Genomic DNA, 22743 nt, shown 5'->3' with positions numbered 1-22743 from the left:
CGGCACGAACTTCAGGTTCTCCGGACCGGTGTAGTTGGCGCTCGGGCGGATGATCTTGTTGTCGATGCGCTGCTCGATAATGTGCGCGGCCCAGCCCGAAGTACGCGCGATCACGAACAGCGGCGTGAACATCGCCGTCGGCACGCCCATCATGTGGTAGCTCACCGCGCTGAACCAGTCCAGGTTCGGGAACATCTTCTTGATGTCCCACATCACCGTTTCCAGGCGCTCGGCGATGTCAAACATCTTCATCGAGCCGGCATCCTTAGACAGCTTCTTCGCCACTTCCTTGATCACCTGGTTGCGCGGGTCGCCGGTGGTGTACACCGGGTGGCCGAAGCCGATCACGACTTCCTTGTTCTCGACGCGGCGCGTGATGTCGGCCTGGGCCTCGTCGGGGTTGTCGTAGCGCTTCTGGATCTCGAACGCGACTTCATTGGCGCCGCCGTGCTTGGGGCCGCGCAGTGCGCCGATGGCGCCGCTGATCGACGAATACATGTCCGAGCCCGTGCCGGCGATCACGCGGGCGGTGAAGGTCGAGGCGTTGAACTCGTGCTCGGCGTACAGGTTGAGCGAGGTGTTCATGGCGCGCTCCCACAGCGCCGACGGCTTCTCGCCGTGCAGCAGGTGCAGGAAGTGGCCGCCGATGGAGTCATCGTCGGTTTCGACTTCGATACGGCGGCCGTTGTGGCTGTAGTGGTACCAGTACAGCAGCATCGAGCCGAGGCTGGCCATCAGCCGGTCGGCAATGTCGCGCGCGCCCGGGGTGTTGTGGTCTTCCTTCTCCGGCAGCACGGTGCCCAGCACCGACACGCCGGTGCGCATCACGTCCATCGGGTGGGCGCTGGCGGGCACCCATTCCAACGCGGCCTTCACATTGGCGGGCAGGCCGCGCAGGCTCTTGAGCTTGGCCTTGTAGGCGGCCAGTTCGGATCTGGTCGGCAGCTTGCCGTGCACCAGCAGGTGGGCGATTTCCTCGAACTCGCAGGTCTCGGCGATGTCGAGGATGTCGTAGCCGCGGTAGTGCAGGTCGTTGCCAGTGCGGCCGACGGTGCACAGCGCGGTATTGCCGGCGGTCACGCCCGACAGGGCGACGGATTTCTTGGGCTTGGGAGTGACGAGCGGTTGCGCTTCGGACATCTGGGTCTCCTTTATGTGATGCCTGGTATTGCCTGTCTGTTGTCGTGCAAGCGGCCGGGACAAAGCCCGGCCGCGCGTGAGTCTTGCTTACTTGCCCTTGCCTTGTGCGAAGAGCGCGTCAAGCTTCTGCTCGAAGTCATGGTAGCCGATGCTCTCGTAGAGCTCGGCGCGGGTCTGCATGGTATCGACCACGTTCTTCTGCGTGCCGTCGCGGCGGATGGCCGCGTAGACGTTTTCCGCCGCCTTGTTCATGGCGCGGAAGGCCGACAGCGGGTACAGCACCATCGACACGCCGGCGCCGCCGAGTTCCTCGGTGGTGAACAGCGGCGTGGCGCCGAATTCGGTGATATTGGCCAGCACCGGCACCTTCACCGCATCGACAAACTTGCGGTACATGGCCAGGTCGGTCATGGCTTCCGGGAAGATGGCGTCGGCGCCGGCTTCCGCGCACGCGACGGCGCGCTCGATGGCCTTGTCCAGGCCTTCGACGGCGAGCGCGTCGGTGCGGGCCATGATGACGAAGTTCTCGTCGGTGCGGGCGTCGACGGCGGCCCGGATGCGGTCGACCATTTCACCCTGCGTGACGATTTCCTTGTTGGGACGGTGGCCGCAGCGCTTGGCGCCGACCTGGTCTTCGATGTGCATGGCCGCCGCGCCGAACTTGATCAGCGACTTGGTGGTGCGGGCCACGTTGAAGGCCGAGGCGCCGAAGCCGGTGTCGACGTCCACCAGCAGCGGCGTGTCGCACACGTCGGTGATGCGGCGGATATCGGTCAGCACGTCGTCCAGGTTCGAGATGCCCAGGTCCGGCAGGCCCAGCGAGCCGGCCGCAACGCCGCCGCCCGACAGGTAGATGGCCCGGTAGCCGGCGCGCTTGGCCAGCAGGGCATGGTTGGCATTGATGGTGCCGACTACCTGCAGCGGATGCTCGTCGGCAAGCGCCTGGCGGAAGCGGGCGCCAGCGGAGCGCGCGAGGTCGGAAGCGGAGTAGGTCATGGCGTATGCGTTGGTGAACAGGACGGGCCCAATACTGCAAGGGGTGTGCCAAGCCCTTGGACGGGATCTCGGAAAATCCGCCAGCCCTTGTCAGCGCTGGGCTGGCGGGCAGGGTGGCTGACCTCGCCGCCGATTTCATGTCATCTTTTCAGCACAATTGAATTTCAAAATCCCAAGTTTGGAATTCAAAGTTGAAATCCCGGGCTGCGTGACGGACAATGTGCCAGCACTGTACGCCTGTTCGTCCCGGGTTTCACCACGCATTCCTTCCGCATTGCACCATGGCTCCTCCCGTTTCCACACAAGCCCGTCCGCGCATCTGGGCCATCGGCATCAGCCGCCTGGCGCGCGCCTTTGCCGACCTGATTCCGGCCTACGCCGACCGGGCCGAATTCCGCATCGTCGGCAAGGGTTTCGAGGCCGCCGCCAGCGCCGTGGCGCGCGAGGCGCGCGAGGGCCGGCTCGACGTGGTGGTGGCGGGCGGCTCCAACGGCGCCTACCTGCGCCAGCACGTGGACGTGCCGGTGGTGCTGGTCAAGGTCACGGGCTTTGACGTGATGAGCGCGCTGGCCACCGCGCGGCGCATCTCGCCGCGGGTGGCGCTGGTCACGCACGCGTCGACGTATGCCGAGGTGGATGAATTCGTGCGCGCGTTCTCGCTGTCGGTCCCGGCCTATACCTACCTGACCGAGGACGATGCCGTGGCGCGCGTGAAGGCGCTCAAGCAGGAGGGCATCCAGGTCGTGGTCGGCCCCGGCCTGGTGACCGACCTGGCCGACCGCTATGGCCTGACCGGCGTGTTCCTGTACTCCGGCAACTCGGTGCGCATGGCGCTCGAAGACGCGATCGAGGCTGCGCGCCTGCGCCGCATCGAGGCCACCCGGCGCGACTACGTCAACACCATCCTGGCGCACCTGAACGAGGGCGTGGCGGCAGTGGATGCCGAAGGGCGCATCCAGTCGTTCAACCCGGCGATGGAGCGTTTTCTCGGCACTTCCGTTGCTGCCGCGGTCGGGCGCAAGCTGCAGACGCTGGCGCCAAACCTGGCGCTCGAAGGCGTGATGCAGAGCGGCGACAAGGAGCTGGAAGCGATCCACAAGCTCGGCGACAAGATGGTGGTGGTCAACCGCATCCCCATCATCGGCGAGGCCGGGACCACCGGCGCGGTGCTGACCATCCAGGACGCCAGCGCGATCCAGCGCGTGGACCGCAACCTGCGCTCGCGCGCGCGCACGCGGCCGGCCGGGGTGCGCTACAGCCTGGACGACCTGGCCGGCACCTCCGCGGCCATGACCGAGCTGCGCGAGCTGGCGCGGCGCTATGCGGCGGTGGATTCCACCGTGCTGATCGGCGGCGAGAGCGGCACCGGCAAGGAGGTGCTGGCGCAGGGCATGCACGACGCCAGCCCGCGCCGCGCCTTCCCGTTCGTGGCGGTCAATTGCGCGGCCTTCCCCGAGGCGCTGCTGGAGAGCGAGCTGTTCGGCTATGAAGAGGGCGCCTTCACCGGCGCGCGCCGCGGCGGCAAGGCCGGCCTGTTCGAGTCGGCCCACAACGGCACGCTGTTCCTCGACGAGGTGGGCGACATGCCGTCCGCGCTGCAGACGCGCCTGCTGCGCGTGCTGCAGGAAAAGCAGGTGCTGCCGATCGGCGGGCTCGACGCGGTGCCGGTCAACGTGCGCGTGATCGGCGCCACCCACCGCGACCTGGCCGCGATGGTGCGCGATGGTTCCTTCCGGCAGGACCTGTACTACCGCCTCAATATCCTGCGCATCGAGATGCCGCCGCTGCGCGACCGCTCCGAAGACCTGCAGGAGCTGGCCGAGCTGCTGTACCGGCGCGCCCAGGAGCGCCTGGGCATGGACCGGCCGCAGCGCCTGCCCGCCGCGGCCCGCGCGCGGCTGGCGCGCTACCGCTGGCCGGGCAATATCCGCGAGCTGGAAAACGTGACCGAACGGATCGCCGTGCTGGTGGCCGGGCGCCGGCTGGACAGCGAGGCGCTGCAGCGCGAGCTGCAGGCGGCCGTGCCGGAGCTGTTCGGCGATGGCATGCTGGCGCCGGCCGAGGCCGAGGCCGAGGCCGACGCTGAGCCCGCCGCGCCGGCAACACGCCCGCGCCGTTCACTGGCCGGCGTGAAGCAGTCCAGCGAAGTCGAGCATATCCGGCGCGTGCTGGCCGAGTGCGGCGGCGACCGCGCCGCGGCCTGCCATATCCTTGGCATCAGCCCGACCACACTGTGGCGGCGGCTCAAGGCAGCGTGAACCGCGCTGGCATTTACCCGGCTGGGCCGGCGCGCCGGAACGGAATCGGCTGCAACCCTTTGCCCTCCAGCCAGGTTTCATTGAACAGCCGTGCCATGTACAGGTCGCCGCGGTCGCAGAGCAGCGTGACGATGGTATGGCCCGGCCCCATCTCGCGCGCCAGCGCCACCGCGGCGCCGACGTTGATTCCCGACGACCCGCCCAGGAACAAGCCCTCCTCGCGCAGCAGGCGGTAGACCATGTCCACGCAGGTCTGGTCGTCGATCCGCACCGCATCGTCGATGGGTGTGTCCTGCAGGTTGGCGGTGACGCGGCTGGTGCCGATGCCCTCGGTGATCGAACTGCCCTCGGCCTTGAGCTCGCGGTGTTTGACGAAGTTATAGAGAGCGCTGCCGTGCGGGTCGGCCAGCACGATGCGCACGCCGGGCTTGTGCTCTTTCAGGCAGCGCGCGATGCCGGCCAGCGAGCCGCCGGTGCCGGTCGAGCAGGTGAAGGCATCGATATGCCCGCCGGTGGCGTGCCAGATCTCGGGGCCGGTGGTCTCGTAGTGGGCCTGGCGGTTGGCCAGGTTGTCGAACTGGTTGGCCCAGATCGCGTTGTCGGTCTCGTCGGCCAGCCGGCCGGCAATCTTCTGGTAGTTGTCCGGATCGGCGTAAGGCTTGGCGGGCACCGCGCGGACCTCGGCGCCGAGCATGCGCAGCCGCTCCATTTTCTCGGGCGACTGCGTATCGGGTATCACGACGATGCAGCGGTAGCCGCGCGCCGCGCACAGGTGGGCCAGGCCGATGCCGGTATTGCCCGCGGTGCCTTCGATGACCGTGCCGCCGGGCGTCAGCAGCCCGCGCCGTTCGGCATCACGGATGATGTAGAGTGCCGCGCGGTCCTTGACCGAGCCGCCAGGATTGAGGAATTCCGCCTTGCCGTAGATATCGCAGCCGGTCTCGGCGCTCAGGCCGGCCAGCCGGATCAGCGGGGTGTGGCCGATGGTGCCGGCAAATCCATCCCTGACTTCCATGGTGCACTCCTGCCGTGCCCGCTGCGGGCGTCACATTGAGTGATAGATCGGTGCGGCGGGAATGACAAGCAGGGGGATGGCCGAAAGTGATCGGGATTGCCCGTGGCCGGGCGGATCAGGCGGCGTTGAGCCAGCGGAAACTGAAATCGCCTTCGACGAAATCCGCGCGCGATGCGTGGAAATCGCGCATATAGGGCCGGTTCAGGTGCGATTCGAGCGCGCGCTTGGAGTCCCAGACCATGTAGATCACGAATACCCGCGCATCTTCGGCGTCTTGCCCGACGTGGTAGTCCAGGCAGCCGGGCTCGGTCAGCCCGCGCGAGCGCAGCGTGGTGAGCTGGGATACCAGCGCCTCGCGGCGGTGGGTCTTGGCACGGGCGATGCCGACTAGCGTGTACGTTCCGGACATGGGTGAACGGGGGCGACTGGCTGGCGTCTGTGAGCACTGGGCAGGCCATTGTAGCGCCGGCGGTACCGCCCCCGGCAATGCCCGAGGACGCCGTCCGGGCATTCGGGCAGCGCTTGACAAGGGCGGGCAGCACGGTTCTCCCCGCAACGGGGACTAAAGTCCTGCCGACGGCTGCCGATATCCGGATCGAAAACAAGAAAACCATCATCCGAGGGGGTAGCGCATGTTGAGACGCATACGGTCGGAACAACTGCAGGTCGGGATGTTTGTCGCCAGGCTTGGCGGCCCGTGGATCAGCCATCCGTTCTGGCGCGCCAGGTTCCTGGTCGCCAATGAGGAGCAGGTTCGGCAGATACAGTCGGCAGGGGTGCAGGAGGTCTGGATCGACATCCTGAAGGGCCGCAACGTAGCAGCGCCGGACACGCCGGAAATGCCCGGACCGGTCCCGCAGTCCGCGCCCGACCCCATGGACCCGGCCACCGCACCGCCACCCGCCGCCACCCTTGATGCCGAGATTGTCCGCGCGCGCGAGCTGCTGCAATCCGGCAAGGCCGTGATCGGCTCGATGTTCGCCGACATCCGCATGGGCCGGGCGCTGGAGGTCAACGGCGCGCTGCTGCTGGTCGATTCCGCCTCACGCTCGCTGTCGCGCCATGGGCAGGCGTTGCTGGCGCTGGCGCGGCTCAAGGCGCGTGGCGACGAAAACTACCTGCACGCCTTCGCCGTCTGCGCGCTGATGATCGCCGTCGGCCGCACGCTGGGCCTGCCCGACGACGAGGTGCGCGAGCTCGGCCTGGCCGGCCTGGTCCACGACATCGGCAAGCTGACGCTGCCCGATACTCCGGTGCACAAGGCCAGCGAACGCACGCCCGAGGAAGAGGAGATCTACCGCCGGCACCCTTCGGCTGGCTACCGCATCCTGAACGAGGCCCGGCTCTATTCGAACATCCCGCTCGATGTCTGCGTCCACCATCACGAACGCGTGGACGGGCGCGGCTTCCCCTACGGCCTGGCGGGGAGCGAACTGAGCGTGCACGCCAAGATCGGCGCAATCTGCGATGCCTATGACTCGCTCACTTCCAGCCGCCCGGGCCACCAGCCGTGGTCGCCGGCCCGCGCCATGGAATACATGGCCGTGCGTGTCGACACGCTGTTCGACCGGCGCGTGTTCAAGGCCTTCACCCGCACCGTCGGCATCTACCCGCTCGGCACCGTGCTGCGGCTGCGTTCGAACCGGCTGGCGGTGGTCTGCGCGCAGAACGAGGCCGATCCGCTGCGGCCGAAGGTGATGGCGTTCTATTCCGTGTCGCAGTCAAGGCCGACTCCCACCGAACTGATCGACCTGCGCCACAGCGACGAAACGGTGGTGGCGTTCGAGAATGCCGCTGACTGGGGGTATGCGGATGAGCAGCTGATGGAGATGTATGCGGCGGCGGCATGAACCGGGGGGCAAGTCTTCAGCCCGCCACCCATTCCCCTTGCCTGAGCCGCTCATACAGGAAATCGCCCAGCACCCGCACGCGCGCGCTGTGCCTGAGATCCGGATGCGTCAGCACCCATAAATCGGTATCCATGGCTACATCGACTGGCGCCAGCCGCACCAGCTCTGGGTCGGCCCCGGCCAGCAGGCACAGCAGCATGCCGGCGCCCATGCCGTGCCGCACGGCATCCGCCATCGCCACCAGGCTGTCGGCGCTGACGGCGCGGCGGGGTTCGGGCACGTGGTCGCGTATCCAGCGCGCCTGGGCAAGGTGTGACAGCGCTTCGTCCGGCACGACCCAGTCATAGGCCGACCAGTCCGCCAGCCGCGGATGGTCGGCTTCCGTTGGCAGGCCGAGCTGCTGCAGGTAGCGCCGCGCCGCGTATGGTGCCGTCTGCAGCCGCCCGATACGGCGGCCCACCAGGTACTCCGGCGGCGCATTCGCCGGCCGGATCGCCACATCGGCCTCGCGCCGGCTCAGGCTCAGGAAGCTGTTGTTGACGACGATCTGCAGCTGGATGCGCGGGTGCATCGACCGGAATTCCGCAAACAGGGGCATCAGCAGTCCACCCAGCAGCGTGTCGGTCGTGGTCACGCGCAACGGGCCGCTCAGCTGGCTGTCGAGGCCGGACAGCTGGCGCTGGGCCGCATCGATCTGCTCGCCGACGCCGGCCAGGCGGTGCGCCAGGGCCTCGCCGGCGGCGGTCATGGCGTAGCCGGTGGCATGGCGTTCGAAGAGCAGGGTGCCCAGGGTCTCTTCCAGCCGCGCCAGCCGGCGCAGCACCGTGGAATGGTTGACATGCAGGGCGCGCGCGGCGCCGGCGAGCGAGCCGGACTGGCCCACGGCAAGGAAATACTTCAGGTCATCCCAGTCTGCTTCCTGCATGTTTGCATAGCCCCTTTGCGGAATTCGCCAGTTCTCGTGCTGATCTGCACAGCCTACAGTGGCGTGGCGTGCCCGGCAATGGGTGTCGGGCCGCAGACCTGGACGAAAGACATGGCAATGGCGTGGATGCTGCTGGTGCTGGCGGGCCTGATCGAGATCGTGATGGCGCTGGCGCTCAAACATACCGACGGCTGGACGCGGCCCGGGCCGACGGCACTGGGCATCGGGGCGGCGCTGGCCAGCATCTTCCTGCTCAGCGCGGCGCTGCGGCACCTGCCGGTCGGGACGGCGTACGCAATCTGGACCGGGATCGGGGCGATCGGGGTGACGGTGGTTGGCATCCTGTTCCTGGGCGAAAGCGCGGCGCCGATGCGGCTGGTGTTGATCGGGCTGATCTTCGTCGGGATTGGCGGCTTGAAGCTGCTGCCGGCCTGAGCCCCGGCCCTGGCCGTGCCGCGCTCAGGCGTGTTGTGCCCCAAGGCTGGCGCCCGGCCTGAGCACCTCGCGGGCGATGATCAGCTGCTGCACTTCGGTGGCGCCTTCGCAGATGCGCAAGGCGCGGATCTCGCGATAGAGGCTTTCCAGCCTGGAAGCCCCAGCTGATGGGGCGCGTCAACGAAGAGCAGCGGGCCCGCCTAACGACATGATCCAGCTGCGCGACCGCTAAGAAAAGCTGTTCGTGCGGCAGATCACCCAGCCTGGAGCCCATCGTCTGCCTTGCACTTAAGCCGCCCCATTCTTAGGTGCAGGCCAGGGTGTCCTCAAGGAAATCGAGGCGATCCTGGCCCCAGAACACTTCTCCACGGTAGACGTATGCAGGCGAGCCGAAGACACCGGCTGAGATAGCGTTGTCGGTGTATTGTCTGTACTCCGCTTTGATTACTGGAGATGCGGCTTGGCAGAGAAGCGCCTCGCCATCCAAGTCCAGCGAGCGGGCGATGGTTTGCAGCGTCTCTGGTGAGGAGATGTCCTGGTCCTCCAACCATTCGGCATGAAGAATCGCTTGGGCCAAGGTGCCTTCGCAAAGTCCCGCGTGCTTCGCAGAAATGACCATGCACGAAGCGAGATCACCGTTTGGGCACATATATCTAGGCTGCGGATTGACCGGAATCCCTAGCCGCTTGCACCAACGGGCGAGTTCGGTGATCCGGTAAGCCTGCCTTTCCTGAGAGCGCTGCCCAAGCAAAATGCCCCCGTCTGCGAGTAAACGTACGGCAGGTCCACAGGCATATAGTTGATCGCGGCGCCTTGGCGTTTGGCAAGTTCCACAAGACGGCCGTGTCCGAGATAGGCCCAGTCCGAATTGATCCAAAAGTAATAGTCAATTGCCTTGGTCATTGCTCAGTTGCCTTCATGCGAGATACACAGAAGATCGACAAGCACCCCAGGGCAGTGAGGTAGCCGGCGAGATACAGCGGACTACCTTGGCCGAGCTTAAGCAGCCAGGTCGCCACCAGCGGGGCCAGTCCGCCACCGATAGCACCCGAGACTTGCACGGCAAGGGAAATACCACTGTAGCGAACTTCCGGGGGAAATTGCACAGAGAATAGGCTACCTTCGGGGCCGTACAGCATGGCGTAGATAAGGCCGATGGCGATCACCATGGCGAGATATACCGCGCCGACGCTTCCCGAGCCAAGAAGCTTAAAAAACGCGAACCCGAAGAGGCAAATTCCGACCGATCCGACCACAAAGATCTTCCTATGCCCGATCTTATCCCCGAGCAAGCCAGTGAGAGGCATTGTGAACAGTGCGACGGCAGCACCCGCGATCACGGCATTCAGCATCATCGTCTTGGGTAAGCCAAGTGTTACCGTACCGTAGGTCAGGGCAAAGGTAGCGACCGTGTAGAACCACGTGACTTCCGCCATCCGCGCGCCTGATACCTTGAGCAACGACAACCAGTGGTGTTTGACGACATGGACCACCGGCACCTCGACCTCATGGCCTCTTTGCTTGACCTTTTCAAAGTCGGGGGACTCGGCGACGCGGATGCGGATGAACCATCCGACAGCCAGAAGCAACACACTGGCCAGGAACGGAAGGCGCCAGCCCCAACTCAACATATCCGCCTCAGGCAGTCTCGCAACGCTTGCCATTGCCAACGATGAGAGGATAAGGCCAGGAGCGACGCCGGTTTGAGGAAGGCTACCGAAGAAGCCTTTCTTGCCTTCGGGGGCATGTTCCACGGCCATGAGAACGGCGCCGCCCCATTCGCCACCGACGGCGAGCCCCTGGAGAAAGCGCATCAATACGAGGATCACGGCGGCCCAGTAACCAATTTGCTCGTAGGTCGGAATGAGGCCGATGATGATGGTCGGGATACCCATCATCATCAACGTGATCAGCAGCATGGATTTTCGCCCAACCTTGTCACCAAAGTGGCCGAAGACAATGCCTCCAAGGGGCCGGGCGAAGAAGCCGACGGAGTAGGTCGCGAACGCGGCGAGGGTCCCGCTGATCGGATCGAAGCTGGGAAAGAAGATCTTGTTGAAAATTAACGCGGCGGCAGTTCCGTAAATGAAGAAGTCGTACCACTCGATAGTCGTGCCGAGCATGCTGGCAATGCCTGCGACGGTGTGCTGCTTGGCCGTCCCGGCATTTGCGCTGGCGATGCCTGCTTGTGAATTGGCGGGATACATAGAATGCCTCTGTGACTTGCTTGATGGGGGCGATGTGCTCGAGCGTGGTCACTCAAATGCACGCTTCTTTGCTGGGGGGATATGTACTGCGCCGGTGGTGGTCGATGTTTGCCTTACGGGGTTATTCATTGCGTCTCCGGTGGTGACTAGCGGCATCTGTGCGTGCCAATCTCGGTATGACCCTGTCCCGCTTCCGAAGGACCAGCCGCTCGCTACCGAAAAAAATCGGGTTGGCTGGTAGTGCCAGTCGGGCCAAGATGGCCATGGGAACACTTGCCACCTTTGCTAACGGGGCAAAATCATGCTGGAGGTCGTCGGCTCGTCTTTTGGGACCGAAGGCTGAAGGTGGTGCGACTCAACGCTCCGTCTGACGGCACCAGTAATCAAAAGTACCGTTGACGATCGAAGGCTTGAGCAGGTAGTCGTGAGCTTCACGGGCGAGATCGTCGGGTAGCGAGGTAAGCGGCCCGAAGGTACGGGCGCGCACCTGCATGCGGGCAGCGCGCTCCATGTAGACAGAAAGATAGGTCGCTTCTTGCACGCTACAGCCGGTGCTCAACTGACCGTGGCTGGCCAGCAGGATCGAGCGGTTGCTGCCCAGAGCGCCAGATATGATCACGCCCTCCTGGTCAGCGATGGGAACGCCAGGCCATTCCGCAAGGAACGCGCAATCGTTGTGAAACGGCGTCATGTCCATTTGCGAGACGATTAGCGGTTGCTTGGCCGCGGCAAGTGCCGACACATACGGAGAATGCGTATGAATGATGCTATGGGTGTTGGGGCGATCGGCATAAACCCACAGATGGAACCGCGTTGCCGGATTAGCCATCCCAGTGCCGCTGAGGGTATTCAGGTCTTGGTCGACTTCTATGAAGTCGGCTTCGGTGGCTTCGTCAAAACCCAGACCGAAGCGCAGGGTCCAGTAGGCGCCTGGGCGCTCCGAGCGTGCACTGATCTGGCCAGCCAAGCCAGCTTCCTGCCCGGTCATGGCCAGGATGCGGCAAGCATAGGCCAGCGTTTGCTGCAGCGTGCGCTTGCGAGGCTTGAGATGGGCACGCATCTCCTGCGTTGCGCGTTCGTCGAAGTATTCCTTAGAGCGAAGTTCCATTTTGTTTCCAGTCGTATTGGTTGCCGGGCGTAGACTGGGCCCGGCGACTCCAGAACGCCTCTGCTGCCCCCCGTGGGGAGCACACTTTGGCGCCATCCCGACTTGGCCGGTGGGATGTCGGTACGACTGGATTATGGGAAGTCAGAAGGGGCTGTGATAGCGCGGAGCGCTCATACTTCCTATGACTGGGCGTACTACCTCAGACCGTTTGAGCGATCTTCAGCATGTGTTTTATCAGCGCTGTTTGAGCTCTTTCTCGCTTGGTAATGGCGACAACGCGCCGACTGAGACGAGGGTTTATTATGCGCACTCGTGACAGCCCATAGTTCTCGAGCAGTTGCGTCGGTACTCGGTCTGGCAAAACACACTGACCGCCGGTTGATGCGACGAGCCTGAGCATCGCATCGACCGTGTCCACTTCCGCCACGACATTTGTGTCAAATCCCTTCCTGTGCAGCATTCGTCTTAGCGCATAGTGCGCAGGAAAAGCGACAAGCGGTACTCTTTGCGCCTCTAGGTCGACCCCTTCGAGTGCGGCCAAGGGCGAATTTTGGCTGACGATCAACGTCATGACATCGTCGAATAGCGGCACGATTTCCACGGCATCTGAGGCTACCGCGACGTCGTAAACAAAGCCTATATCCGCTTTGCCCGCCTCCACCAGCTCTACAACTTCAGGTGAACTCCGCCCCATGAGCGAGACGTTGGCATTTGGGCGCTGGCTCATGAATCGGGAGACAACGTCTGGCATGAAGTAGTAGCTGAGGGTATGAATAACAGCCACTCGGAGGCTGCCTTGGCTGACTCCCTGCTCCTCGCACAACTGGAGAATCGTATTGTCGATAACGTCATATGCGGTCTGGGCGGCAGCCTGCAGTTTGTGGCCTGCGTCAGTAAGGGCGACCCCGCGCCCGTGGCGTTCGCACAATTTTTGACCTACTGCTGCCTCGAGGTGGGCCAGCTGACGGCTTAAGCCGGATTGGGTTAGACCAAGCGTCATTGCAGCGCCTGAAATGGAGCGGGCCTGCGCTATCGCCAGGAATAGCCTTATCTGAGCATCTAAAGCCTTCATAATTTTGGGGGTGTCCCTCTTCGGCTAGTTATGACGTTCAACCGTTCCGCCATTTCGAACCGACGTGGCTTCAGCGCTTTCCCGGTCGGAGCCCGCCATCCACCAGACTTTGGGCGTCAATGGATCCCGCTGTGGAGATCTTGCTGGATCCATCGCTCAACAGGCATCCGGCATTAATGCAAGTTCCGCACCATATGTGTATTGGTACTATGCCCGGTTTGATAGTCGACGACGGCGATGTATCCCGGCATGTTCCATTCCTTGCCGTTCGATCCGATCAAGGACTTCGTGCCAGTCGGCATCTTCGGCATTGCGCCGATGGTAGTGGTCGGGCCCGGCTCGCCCATCGCCAGCTTCAAGGGCATGCGCGCGACGCCTCTGCCTTGCGGCCGTGCAGCAGCGCATGCATGCCTACTGCGTCGAGCCGAGCAAGCTGACGGGGGGGCCGCGAGACACGCCGTGTGCCGGGCGATTCGCGGTGCCGGTAGAGGCGGAACGAGCAGGGTGTCAGGCGCGTTTTGTACACTATCAGGTCGATTCACCCGGCTGCAGACGCCCCCCTATGAGTTTCGATGCCCTGCTGGAGTTGTTCCAGCAACGTATTCCAGCCCATCCGTGGGCCCAGATTGCCTCGTACCTGCTGGTGCTGGTGCTGATCGCCGTGGTCGCGCAGTGGCTGTTCGGCCACGTGATGTCGCGCATCGCCCATCGCTTGCTGACGGTCTGGGGCAAGGCGCCCTGGAGCAAGGCGCTGACGCGATATCGTGCCTATCGGCGCTTCGGCTATGCGGTCGGGTTCGGGGTGATCACCGTCGGCATCGGCGAAGTGCCGCACATGGGCCGCTATGCGCTGGCCATCGAGCGCCTGGCCCATGCCGGCCTGTGGATCTGCTTCTTCCTGATGCTTGGCGGCGTGCTGAGTGCCTGGCAGGACGTATACGCCAGCAGCCGCCAGGCGCAGACGCGCTCGATCAAGGGCTATATCCAGGTGGGGCGCCTCGGGCTGGGGCTGGTGTGCTCGGTGCTGGTGCTGTCGATCCTGATCAACCGCTCGCCGCTGTGGATGCTGTCTGGCCTGGGCGCGCTGTCGGCGGTGCTGCTGCTGGTGTTCAAGGACACGCTGCTGTCGCTGGTGGCCAGTACTCAGCTGACCTCCAACGACATGCTGCGCATCGGCGACTGGATCGAGATGCCCCAGTGCAATGCCGACGGCTACGTCAAGGACATCGCGCTGCATACCGTCAAGGTGCAGAACTGGGACAACACCGTGACCACGGTGCCGACCTACAAGCTGTTCTCCGAGAGCTACCGCAACTACCGGCAGATGTTCGAATCCGGCGCGCGGCGCATCAAGCGCACGTTGCGGCTGGATGCGGGCAGCGTGCGCTTCCTGGAGGACCGGGAAGTGCAGGCGCTGATGCGCTTCCGGCTGCTGCACGACTACCTGGAGGAGAAGCAGGCCGAAGTCGACGAGGCCAACCGCCTGCTGATTGCCGCCGGCAATGACCCGGTCAACCGGCGCCGGCTGACCAATGTCGGCACCTTCCGCGCCTATGGCATTGCCTACCTGAAGGCGCACCCGGAGATCCACCACGATCTGCTGCTGAACGTGCGCATGATGGAGCCCGATTCGCAGGGCATCCCGGTGGAGATCTATTGCTTTACCGCGCTGACCGCGTGGATGGACTATGAGCGCATCCAGGGCGATGTCTTCGACCACCTGCTGGCGATCCTGCCCGAGCTGGGCCTGCGCCTGTACCAGGCGCCTTCAGGCGCGGACCTGACCGGCGTGCGCATCTCGCCGGTGCTGGCCGCGGCGCAGGTGGCGGCGGCACAGGCCGCCGTCCATCATGCGCCTGCCCACGGCGCCGCCGCGAGCAGCCATCCGATCTGAGCTGCGCCTGACGCTCAGCCGACCGCGCGCGGACGCACGCGGCTGGCGGCTTCCTTGGCGCGGGTGCGGGCGGTGTCGACATCGTCGGCGTACGCCAGTGCCACGCCCATGCGGCGCTTGACGAAGCTCTCGGGCTTGCCGAACAGGCGCACCTCGGTCTGCGGCACGCTCAGTGCCTGGTCCACGCCATCGAAGACCACCCCCTGGGCATCCACGCCGCCGTAGATCACGGCGCTGGCGCCGGGGCTGCGCAGCGTGGTGTCGACCGGCAGGCCCAGGATGGCGCGGGCATGCAGCTCGAACTCGTTCTGCCATTGCGTGGCCATGGTGACCATGCCGGTGTCGTGCGGGCGCGGGCTGACTTCGCTGAACCAGACCTGCTCGCCCTTGACGAACAGCTCCACGCCGAACAGGCCCATGCCGCCCAGGTCTGCCGTGACCGCCTGCGCGATGCGCTGGGCGGTTTCCAGCGCGGCGGGGTGCATTGGCTGCGGCTGCCAGCTTTCGACGTAGTCGCCGCTGACCTGGACGTGGCCGATCGGAGCGCAGAACTGCGTTTCCACCTGGCCGCTGGCGCCCATGGCGCGCACGGTCAGCAGCGTGATCTCGTAGTCGAAATCGATAAAGCCTTCCACGATCACGCGGCCGTGGCTGACGCGGCCGCCGGCCATGGCGTAGTCCCAGGCCGCCTTGACGCCCTCGGGGCCGTCGATCTTGCTCTGGCCCTTGCCGGAGCTGCTCATCACCGGCTTGACCACGCACGGGTAGCCGATGCCGCCGTCGATGGCAGCCTGCAGTTCATCCAGCGAATCGCAGAACTTGTACGGGCTGGTGGGCAGGCCGAGCGATTCGGCGGCCAGGCGGCGGATGCCTTCGCGGTCCATGGTCAGGCGCGCGGCGCGGGCGGTGGGGATCACACGCACGGTGCCGGCGGCTTCCAGGGTTTCCAGCATGGGCGTGGCGATGGCCTCGATCTCGGGCACGACCAGGTGCGGCTTTTCCGCCTCGATCAGCGCCTTGAGCTGGTCCGGGTCGCTCATGGCGATGGTGCGCGCGTGGTGGGCTACCTGCTGGCCGGGGGCATTGTCATAGCGGTCGACGGCGATGGTTTCCACGCCCAGGCGCTGCAATGCAATCAGCACTTCCTTGCCCAGCTCGCCGGAGCCGAGCAGCATCACTTTGGTGGCAGAGGGGGAGAGAGGCGTTCCGAGTGTGGTCATGGCAGCGGATGGGGCGGGAAGGAAAGCCGAGATTGTACGTGTTAGGGGGCTGTCTTTGGCGCCGGCGAGCGCGCATATTGGTATGGGCCAGGGAAGGGCGCCTGGCGCGCGTGCCACCCAATTCAGCGACGAACCATAAAAAAACCCGCGCGGGGGCGGGCTTGAAAAGGCCTGAGGATCCAAGACCGGACCGCTCAGTGTTCATGCTAGGTGCTAAGAGCGCGCTCCGCATCCCCCGTTCGGGGCGGCCCGGCACAGTGTTTCAGGACGTGGCCATCAGCGGCGGGCGCCGCCGCGTGGCCACGGCAAATGCAATTTGCGCCAGACCCGCGGCCAGCCCCAGCGTCACGCCGACCTGCCACGCCACGGTGTAGGAACCCAGCGCGTCGTAGACCAGCCCACCGCCGAAGGCGCCGAAAAAGCTGCCGATCTGGTGGCTGAAGAACGCCACGCCGCCCAGCATGGCCTGCCAGCGCAGGCCGAAGGTCTCGGCGATCCAGCCCGATACCAGCGGCGCCACGCCCAGCCACAGGAAGCCCATTACCGCGGCGAACACCAGCGTGCTCTGCGGCGTGGGCGCGGACGTGAAGTACCAGGTCAGCGCCAGCGAGCGAATCGTATAGATGCCGCCCAGCAGCATCAGCTTGTTGAAGCGGCCGCCGGCCCAGCCGAAGAAGATGCTGCCCAGCACGTTGAAGCCGCCGATCACGCCCAGCGCCTGCGCGCTCAGCATCGGGTCCATGCCGCACACGTCCAGATACGACGGCAGGTGCGTGGTCAGGAAGACCAGCTGCATGCCGCAGACGAAATACGCCAGCGCCATCACCACGAACGGCGCGTGCCGCAGCGCGGTGCCCAGCGCTTCACGCGCGCTGTCCTGGCCGCGCCCTGCGGGCGACACCAGCGGCAGCCGGTCCACGCGCCCGGCAAACCACGCCGCGGGCAGCATCACCAGCGCCAGCAGCACGAACGCTGCCAGCCCGGCGCGCCAGCCGTAGGCCTGCGTCACCATCTGCCCGATCGGCGCCGCCAGCAGCGCGCCCAGCGAGCCCGCGCCAGACACCAGCCCCAGCACCGTGCTGCGCAGCGCCGCCGACACCGGCCGCGCCGCCACCGCCATCGCCAGGGCGCTGCCGGTGCAGGCCATCGACGCGCCGATGGCCACGCCCGCGCCCAGCGTGACGCCGACCATGCTGTGCGCGGTCGCCAGCAGCACCAGTCCGGTCACATAGAGCAGCGAGCCGGCCAGCATCAGCGGCCGGAAGCCGATCCGCGTGGCCCAGGCCCCGGCCAGCGGCTGCAGCAGGCCCCACGCCAGGTTCTGTACCGCGATGGCGATGGTGAAATCCGATACCGAGATGCCGATGTCCCGCGTCAGCGGCGGCATGAAGATGCCAAGGCTCTGGCGCAGGCCCATGGCCAGGCTGAGCATCACGGAGGCGCCGATCAGGATCGGCAAGGCCGGGCGCAGGGCTTCGTAGCGGGAAGGCGCGGTGGGGGTAGGCACGGTGTGGTCTCGTCGCTTGTCGTTATCGTTGTGAGCCCCGGGGCGCTTTCCATGTCTTTACATTTAAGCGTGCGCTGAATATACCGCAGGGTAGGGCGAGCGTATGCGCCAGGCCCAACCGTGTCAATTTGGCTTTGGGCGGGTCCGCCTTCCGCTTTGCCAAAGGCGGACCCACACCTCGCTAGTCCAGACTGACCTTGGATGCCCGGATGGTCTCGCCCCAGCGCTTGATGTCGCCGCTGACCAGCGCGGCGAACTTCGGCTGCGGTTCGCCGCCAGGGATACCGCCCATGTCGCGAAACCTGGCCACCACCTCGGGCTCGTGCATGGCCTTGCCCAGCGCTTCCTGCAGCGTGGCGGCAATGGCCGGCGGGGTCCTGGCCGGCGCAAAGAAGCCCAGCCAGCCCATCACCACGAAATCCTTCACGCCGGCCTGCGCCATCGTCGGCACGTCCGGCAGTGCCGGCAGGCGTTCGGCGCTGGTCACCGCAAGCGCGCGCAGCTTGCCGGCGCGGATCTGCGGCAGCGCCTGCGTCAGGTTGTCGAACATGAAGGTGGTTTCGCCCGCCAGCACCGAGGTGGTGGCGGGTGTCGACCCCTTGTACGGCACGTGAATTACTTCGGTGCCAGTGCGCAGCCGGAACAGTTCCGCCGTCAGGTGCGTGGTCTGCCCGATGCCGGCCGAGGCGTAGGAATACTTCCCCGGGGACTGCTTGAGCTGCGCCACCAGCTCGGACACGCTGCGCACCGGCGCCTGCGCGCCGACCACCAGCACGTTGGCGAACGAGATCAGGTCCGTCAGCGGCATGAAGTCCTGTGGCTGGTAGGGCAACTGCTTGTAGGCGCTGTAGTTGATTGCGTGCGAGCCGGTATTGCCGACCAGCAGCGTGTAGCCGTCCGGCGCCGCGCGCATGAAGGCCTGCGTGCCGATGATGCCGCCGCTGCCGGGCTTGTTGTCGACCACCACCGGCTGGCCCAGGATGGCCGACAGCTTCTGCGCCACCAGGCGCGTCGGGATGTCGGTGGTGCCGCCCGGCGCGCCGGGCACGATGATGGTGATGGGGCGCTCAGGCCAGGACGCGGCGCTGGCGGGCAGCGGCAGCGTGGCGGCGGCGGTCGCCAGCAGCAGGGCCGCGGACGTGTTGAACAGCGATTCTGGCAGCTTGTGTTTCATGGGTCTCCTCCATGTTCTGGTCTGTGTGCTGCTTGGCATGTGCGAACGGCCGGCTTGTGGCCGGCCGTTCTCTAGCCCAGGGCGGATGACATCGATGCCCTCGGTCTGGCGTGTGCCATCATTTGCCCGTCCACACCGGCTTGCGCTTCTCGGCGAATGCGGCGGCACCCTCGCGGGCATCGGCCGAGGTGAACACCGGCGCCAGCAGCGGGCGCTGGCGCTCGAACATCTCCTCGGCGCTCCAGTCGGCGGACTCGGCCACGATCTGCTTGCTGACCGCAACCGCCAGCGGGCCGTTGGCGCCGATCTCTTCGGCCAGCGCCAGCGCGCCTGCCAGCGCCTGGCCTGGTTCGGTCAGGCGGTTGATCAGGCCATAGGCGTGGGCCTGTTCGGCGCCCAGCATATTGCCGGTCAGCGCGTATTCCATGGCGATGTGGTACGGCACGCGGCGCGGCAGGCGCATCAGGCCGCCGGCGCCGGCCACCAGCCCGCGCTTGACTTCAGGCAGGCCGAACCTGGCCGCGTTCGACGACACGATCAGGTCGCACGCCAGCGCCAGCTCGAAGCCGCCGGCCAGCGCATAGCCTTCGACGGCGGCGATCAGCACCTTGCGCGGCGGCTTCTCGGTCAGCCCGCCAAAGCCGCGGCCAGGCAGGCTGGGACGCTTGCCTTCCAGGAAGCCCTTCAGGTCCATGCCCGAGCAGAAGGTGCCGCCCGCGCCGGTCAGGATGGCCACGCTCAGGTCGTCGCGGCTTTCCAGCTGGTCGATGGCGGCGGCCAGCGCGGTCGCGGTCTCGAAGTCCATGGCGTTTTTCGCCTGAGGCCGGTTCATGGTGATCAGCAGCGTATTGCCGCGGGTTTCCAGTTGCAGCGTGTCGCTCATGCGGGATTCCTTGTCAGAAGTCGGTATCGGTGCAGCGCGCGGCTCAGCGCGGTGCCATGCGGATGGCGCCGTCCAGGCGGATGGTTTCGCCGTTGAGCATGGGGTTCTCCAGGATGTGCAGCGCGGTGGACGCGTATTCATCCGGTGCGCCCAGGCGGGGCGGGTGCGGCACCATGGCGCCGAGCGAGGCGCGCACGTTCTCCGGCAGCTTGGCCAGCAGCGGGGTGTCGAACAGTCCCGGGGCGATGGTGCAGACGCGGATCGCGCGCTGTGCCAGGTCGCGCGCGGCCACCAGGGTCATGCCGACGATGCCGGCCTTGGCCGAGGCATAGGGAATCTGGCCGATCTGGCCTTCGTAGGCGGCCACCGACGCGGTCAGCACGCACGCGCCGCGCTCGCCGTCGATCAGTTCGTTCTTGGCCATGCGCGCGGCCCCCAGGCGCAGCGCGTTGAAGGTGCCGATCAGGTTGATGCGCACGATCGACTCGTACTTTTCCAGCGAACCCGGCGAGCCGTCCTTCTCGACCACGCGCACCGGGCCGCCCAGGCCGGCGCAATGGATCAGCGCGCGCAGCGGGGCAATGGCTTCGGCGGCGTCGTAGACGGCGTTCATCTGGTCGGTGTCGGTCACGTCGGCCTTGAGGAAGCGGACCTTGCCGCTGAACTCGTCGACCGCGGCATTGCCGCGCTCTTCCGACAGGTCGGCGATCACGACGTCGACGCCGCGTTCCACCAGGCGCCGCACGCAGGCCAGGCCCAGGCCGGAAGCGCCGCCGGTCACGACGGCGGACATATTGGTCAGTTTCATGCTGTGTCTCCTTGACTGGATGTCTGGTTCAGGCGCGGCTTACAGGCGCTCGATGATGGTGGCGTTGGCCATGCCGCCGGCCTCGCACATCGACTGCAGGCCATAGCGCTGGCCGCTGTCTTCCAGTGCATGCAGCATGGTGGTCATCAGCCGCACGCCGGAGGCGCCCAGCGGATGGCCCAGCGCAATGGCGCCGCCGCGCGGGTTCAGGCGTGCCGGGTCGGCGCCGAGCGCGCGCTGCCAGGCCAGCGGCACGCAGGCAAAGGCTTCGTTGATCTCGTAGTGGTCGATCTGGTCCAGCTTCAGGCCGCTCTTCTTGATCGCGCGCTGGCTGGCGGGGATCGGGGCGGTCAGCATCATGACCGGATCGTCGCCGCACACGTCGAACGCAACGAAGCGAGCGCGCGGCTTCAGGCCCAGGCGCTGCGCCATGGATTCGCTCATCAGCAGCATGGCGGAGGCGCCGTCACTGATCTGCGAGGCATTGCCCGCGGTCACGTTCCAGCCGATCTGCGGGAAGCGCGCGCTGAGTTCGTCATTGCGGAACGAGGCCTGCAGCGTGCCCAGCTTCTCCACCGAGGTGCCCGGGCGGATGGTTTCATCCTGCTCGACCAGCCCGTTGGGCGTGCTGATGCCCAGGATCTCGCGGCGGAAGGCACCGCTTTCGCGCGCGGTGGCGGCCAGCTCGTGCGAGCGGGCCGAATAGCTGTCCATGTCGTGGCGCGACAGTTCGTACTTGGCGGCCACCAGCTCGGCCGCAACACCCTGTGACACCAAACCCGGCGCATAGCGCGCTTCCATCGACGGGCCGTACGGGTTCTGGCCAATGCGGGCCGAGCCCATCGGCACGCGGCTCATCGACTCGATGCCGCAGGCGATGACGATGTCATAGGCGCCGGCCATGATGCCCTGCGCGGCGAAATGCACCGCCTGCTGGCTGGAGCCGCACTTGCGGTCGATGGTGGTGGCCGGCACGTGGTCAGGAAAGCCTGCCGCCAGCCACGCCACCCGGCCCGGGCCGGCGGACTGCTCGCCCGCCTGGGTCACGCAGCCGGTGATGACGTCGTCGACCAAACCCGGGTCCAGCTTGTTGCGCTCGACCAGGCCCTTGATGACCTGGGCCAGCAACTCGGTGGCATGGAGTTCGGTAAAGGCCGAGCCTGGCTTGGAGCGGCCCATCGGGCTGCGGATGGCGTCGACGATGACGGCTTGTTGCATGCGGTGTCTCCTGAAAAGGCTGAACGTTGCGAGTCGTGGCTGGGATATTGAGACGTCTGTACCGAAATGTGATCGTCCAATACGATGAATTGGAATTCTGGCCCCGGCAAATCGCCCTGTAAACTCAAAAACCCCAGTTTGACTTTGGAAAAGACGAAGGGCAACATCCGGGTTTTGAGACGCACGTATCAAAAAACCTTGAATCAACGCAATAACATGACGAATGCACCACACGCATCCCTGACCCCGCCGCCCGCCGATGCCGACGGCGAGGCGCGCCTTGTCAGCGCGCTGGCGCGGGGCATTTCGATCCTCAACTGCTTTTCGCCGACAGTGCAGGAGCTCAGCAGCCGCGAACTGATGGAACGCACCGGCCTGGCCAAGCCGACCCTGTTCCGGCTGCTCGACACCTTGTGCGAGCTGGGCCTGCTGCACTATTCGGAACGCTTGTCGCGCTACGTTCCCGGGGTCGGGCTGATCAACCTGGCCGCGCCCGCGCTGGCACGCATGACGATCCGCCAGCTGGCGCGGCCGGCCATGCAGGAGCTGGCCGACCATATTGCCGGACAGGTCGAGCTGATCGTCGGCAGCGGCAATGCGCTGACCTACGTCGAAATCGCCCAGGGCGTGGGCAGTCATGTGTTCCGGCCCGAGGTCGGCACGCGCGTGTCGGTCTCGCGCACGGGTTCCGGACGCGGCTACCTGATGCTGTTGACCGAGGCCGAGCGCGAGGCGTATCTCGCCCAGCTCCGCGCCGCCGATCCCCAGCGCGCCGACTGGCTGCAGGAACGCCTGGCCGATGCCGCCCGCGACCTGCAAGACCACGGCTTCTGCCGCGGCCACCGCGACCTGCACCGCGAGGTCGAATCGGTTGCCGTGCCGATGCGCACCCGCCGCGACGGCGAGGCGTGGATCTTTGCCGCCTCGGTGCCGGTATTCAGCCAGCAGAGCAAGCAGATGGAGGAAGACATCGGCCCGCGCCTGGTGAGCCTGGTGCGCAATGTAGAGGGAGCGCTGGGCGTGGCAGGCTGAG

General features: G+C 65.9%; 20 protein-coding genes and 2 pseudogenes. 5 read left to right on the top strand and 17 right to left on the bottom strand.

What is annotated here, in order from left to right; translation table 11 throughout:
• Positions 1-1140, bottom strand: a 1140-nt coding sequence (prpC, locus tag C265_RS17240; RefSeq protein WP_010812108.1) for a 2-methylcitrate synthase, incomplete at its 3' end; no start/stop codon positions are given.
• A gap of 87 nt (positions 1141-1227) precedes the next feature.
• Positions 1228-2136 (bottom strand): methylisocitrate lyase, encoded by a 909-nt coding sequence (gene prpB / locus C265_RS17235; protein ID WP_010812107.1) that lies wholly within the window; start codon positions 2134-2136, stop codon positions 1228-1230.
• 281 nt (positions 2137-2417) lie between these two features.
• Here prpB and prpR point away from each other — a divergent pair, with 281 nt between their 5' ends.
• Positions 2418-4394 carry a propionate catabolism operon regulatory protein PrpR gene (gene prpR, locus C265_RS17230; RefSeq protein WP_010812106.1) on the top strand — a complete coding sequence of 659 codons (1977 nt, stop codon included), beginning with the start codon at positions 2418-2420 and terminating at the stop codon, positions 4392-4394.
• Between the two features lie 13 nt (positions 4395-4407).
• Here prpR and C265_RS17225 read toward each other — a convergent pair whose 3' ends face one another.
• The gene (locus C265_RS17225; RefSeq protein ID WP_010812105.1) at positions 4408-5409 is read right to left on the bottom strand and encodes a cysteine synthase A; all 1002 of its coding nucleotides are present in this window, start codon (positions 5407-5409) and stop codon (positions 4408-4410) included.
• Between the two features lie 115 nt (positions 5410-5524).
• Complete coding sequence (locus tag C265_RS17220; RefSeq protein ID WP_010812104.1) at positions 5525-5818, bottom strand: putative quinol monooxygenase; 294 nt, start codon at positions 5816-5818, stop codon at positions 5525-5527.
• A 223-nt stretch (positions 5819-6041) separates the two neighbouring features.
• Between C265_RS17220 and C265_RS17215 the strand changes: the two genes are divergently transcribed.
• The gene (locus tag C265_RS17215; protein WP_037024475.1) at positions 6042-7259 is read left to right on the top strand and encodes an HD-GYP domain-containing protein; all 1218 of its coding nucleotides are present in this window, start codon (positions 6042-6044) and stop codon (positions 7257-7259) included.
• Between the two features lie 16 nt (positions 7260-7275).
• Here C265_RS17215 and C265_RS17210 read toward each other — a convergent pair whose 3' ends face one another.
• Entirely contained in the window at positions 7276-8184 is a 909-nt protein-coding gene (locus C265_RS17210) for a LysR family transcriptional regulator (protein ID WP_010812102.1), read from the bottom strand.
• 117 nt (positions 8185-8301) lie between these two features.
• Between C265_RS17210 and C265_RS17205 the strand changes: the two genes are divergently transcribed.
• Positions 8302-8619, top strand: a complete 318-nt coding sequence (locus tag C265_RS17205; RefSeq protein WP_010812101.1) for a multidrug efflux SMR transporter — start codon at positions 8302-8304, stop codon at positions 8617-8619.
• 24 nt (positions 8620-8643) lie between these two features.
• Here C265_RS17205 and C265_RS31635 read toward each other — a convergent pair.
• The 6 genes and pseudogenes from C265_RS31635 to C265_RS32545 form a co-directional block, all read right to left on the bottom strand.
• Positions 8644-8769, bottom strand: a pseudogene (locus C265_RS31635) (acyl-CoA dehydrogenase family protein); the annotation flags it as partial.
• A 154-nt stretch (positions 8770-8923) separates the two neighbouring features.
• Positions 8924-9522, bottom strand: a pseudogene (locus tag C265_RS17200) (2-hydroxychromene-2-carboxylate isomerase).
• Entirely contained in the window at positions 9519-10826 is a 1308-nt protein-coding gene (locus C265_RS17195; RefSeq protein ID WP_052181638.1) for an MFS transporter, read from the bottom strand. The pseudogene C265_RS17200 and the gene C265_RS17195 overlap by 4 nt, the downstream one beginning before the upstream one ends.
• Before the next feature lie 355 nt (positions 10827-11181).
• Entirely contained in the window at positions 11182-11934 is a 753-nt protein-coding gene (locus C265_RS17190) for an aldolase (protein WP_010812098.1), read from the bottom strand.
• Between the two features lie 199 nt (positions 11935-12133).
• Positions 12134-13006 (bottom strand): LysR family transcriptional regulator, encoded by an 873-nt coding sequence (locus tag C265_RS17185; protein ID WP_010812097.1) that lies wholly within the window; start codon positions 13004-13006, stop codon positions 12134-12136.
• Positions 13007-13179: 173 nt separating this feature from the next.
• Positions 13180-13371 (bottom strand): hypothetical protein, encoded by a 192-nt coding sequence (locus C265_RS32545; RefSeq protein ID WP_010812096.1) that lies wholly within the window; start codon positions 13369-13371, stop codon positions 13180-13182.
• 197 nt (positions 13372-13568) lie between these two features.
• Here C265_RS32545 and C265_RS17175 point away from each other — a divergent pair, with 197 nt between their 5' ends.
• Positions 13569-14900, top strand: coding sequence for a mechanosensitive ion channel family protein (locus C265_RS17175; RefSeq protein WP_010812095.1), 1332 nt, complete (start codon positions 13569-13571; stop codon positions 14898-14900).
• Positions 14901-14914: 14 nt separating this feature from the next.
• Here the strand turns inward: C265_RS17175 and purT are convergent, their stop codons facing one another.
• From purT to C265_RS17145, 6 genes are all read right to left on the bottom strand, one after another.
• Entirely contained in the window at positions 14915-16120 is a 1206-nt protein-coding gene (gene purT / locus C265_RS17170) for a formate-dependent phosphoribosylglycinamide formyltransferase (RefSeq protein ID WP_010812094.1), read from the bottom strand.
• Between the two features lie 262 nt (positions 16121-16382).
• Positions 16383-17627 (bottom strand): MFS transporter, encoded by a 1245-nt coding sequence (locus C265_RS17165; protein ID WP_010812093.1) that lies wholly within the window; start codon positions 17625-17627, stop codon positions 16383-16385.
• 181 nt (positions 17628-17808) lie between these two features.
• Positions 17809-18801 (bottom strand): tripartite tricarboxylate transporter substrate binding protein, encoded by a 993-nt coding sequence (locus tag C265_RS17160; RefSeq protein ID WP_010812092.1) that lies wholly within the window; start codon positions 18799-18801, stop codon positions 17809-17811.
• Positions 18802-18919: 118 nt separating this feature from the next.
• On the bottom strand, positions 18920-19684 hold the full coding sequence (locus tag C265_RS17155) for a crotonase/enoyl-CoA hydratase family protein (protein WP_010812091.1): 765 nt from the start codon (positions 19682-19684) through the stop codon (positions 18920-18922).
• 43 nt (positions 19685-19727) lie between these two features.
• The gene (locus C265_RS17150; protein WP_010812090.1) at positions 19728-20492 is read right to left on the bottom strand and encodes an SDR family NAD(P)-dependent oxidoreductase; all 765 of its coding nucleotides are present in this window, start codon (positions 20490-20492) and stop codon (positions 19728-19730) included.
• Positions 20493-20531: 39 nt separating this feature from the next.
• Positions 20532-21710 (bottom strand): thiolase family protein, encoded by a 1179-nt coding sequence (locus tag C265_RS17145; RefSeq protein ID WP_010812089.1) that lies wholly within the window; start codon positions 21708-21710, stop codon positions 20532-20534.
• A gap of 216 nt (positions 21711-21926) precedes the next feature.
• On the opposite strand from C265_RS17145, the gene C265_RS17140 reads away from it, so the two are divergent.
• Positions 21927-22742, top strand: a complete 816-nt coding sequence (locus C265_RS17140; RefSeq protein ID WP_010812088.1) for an IclR family transcriptional regulator — start codon at positions 21927-21929, stop codon at positions 22740-22742.
• The last annotated feature ends 1 nt before the right edge of the window (position 22743 follow it).

The organism is Cupriavidus sp. GA3-3, from assembly GCF_000389805.1.
Taxonomy (GTDB): domain Bacteria; phylum Pseudomonadota; class Gammaproteobacteria; order Burkholderiales; family Burkholderiaceae; genus Cupriavidus; species Cupriavidus necator_D.
This window is presented reverse-complemented; position numbering and strand designations above follow the sequence as displayed.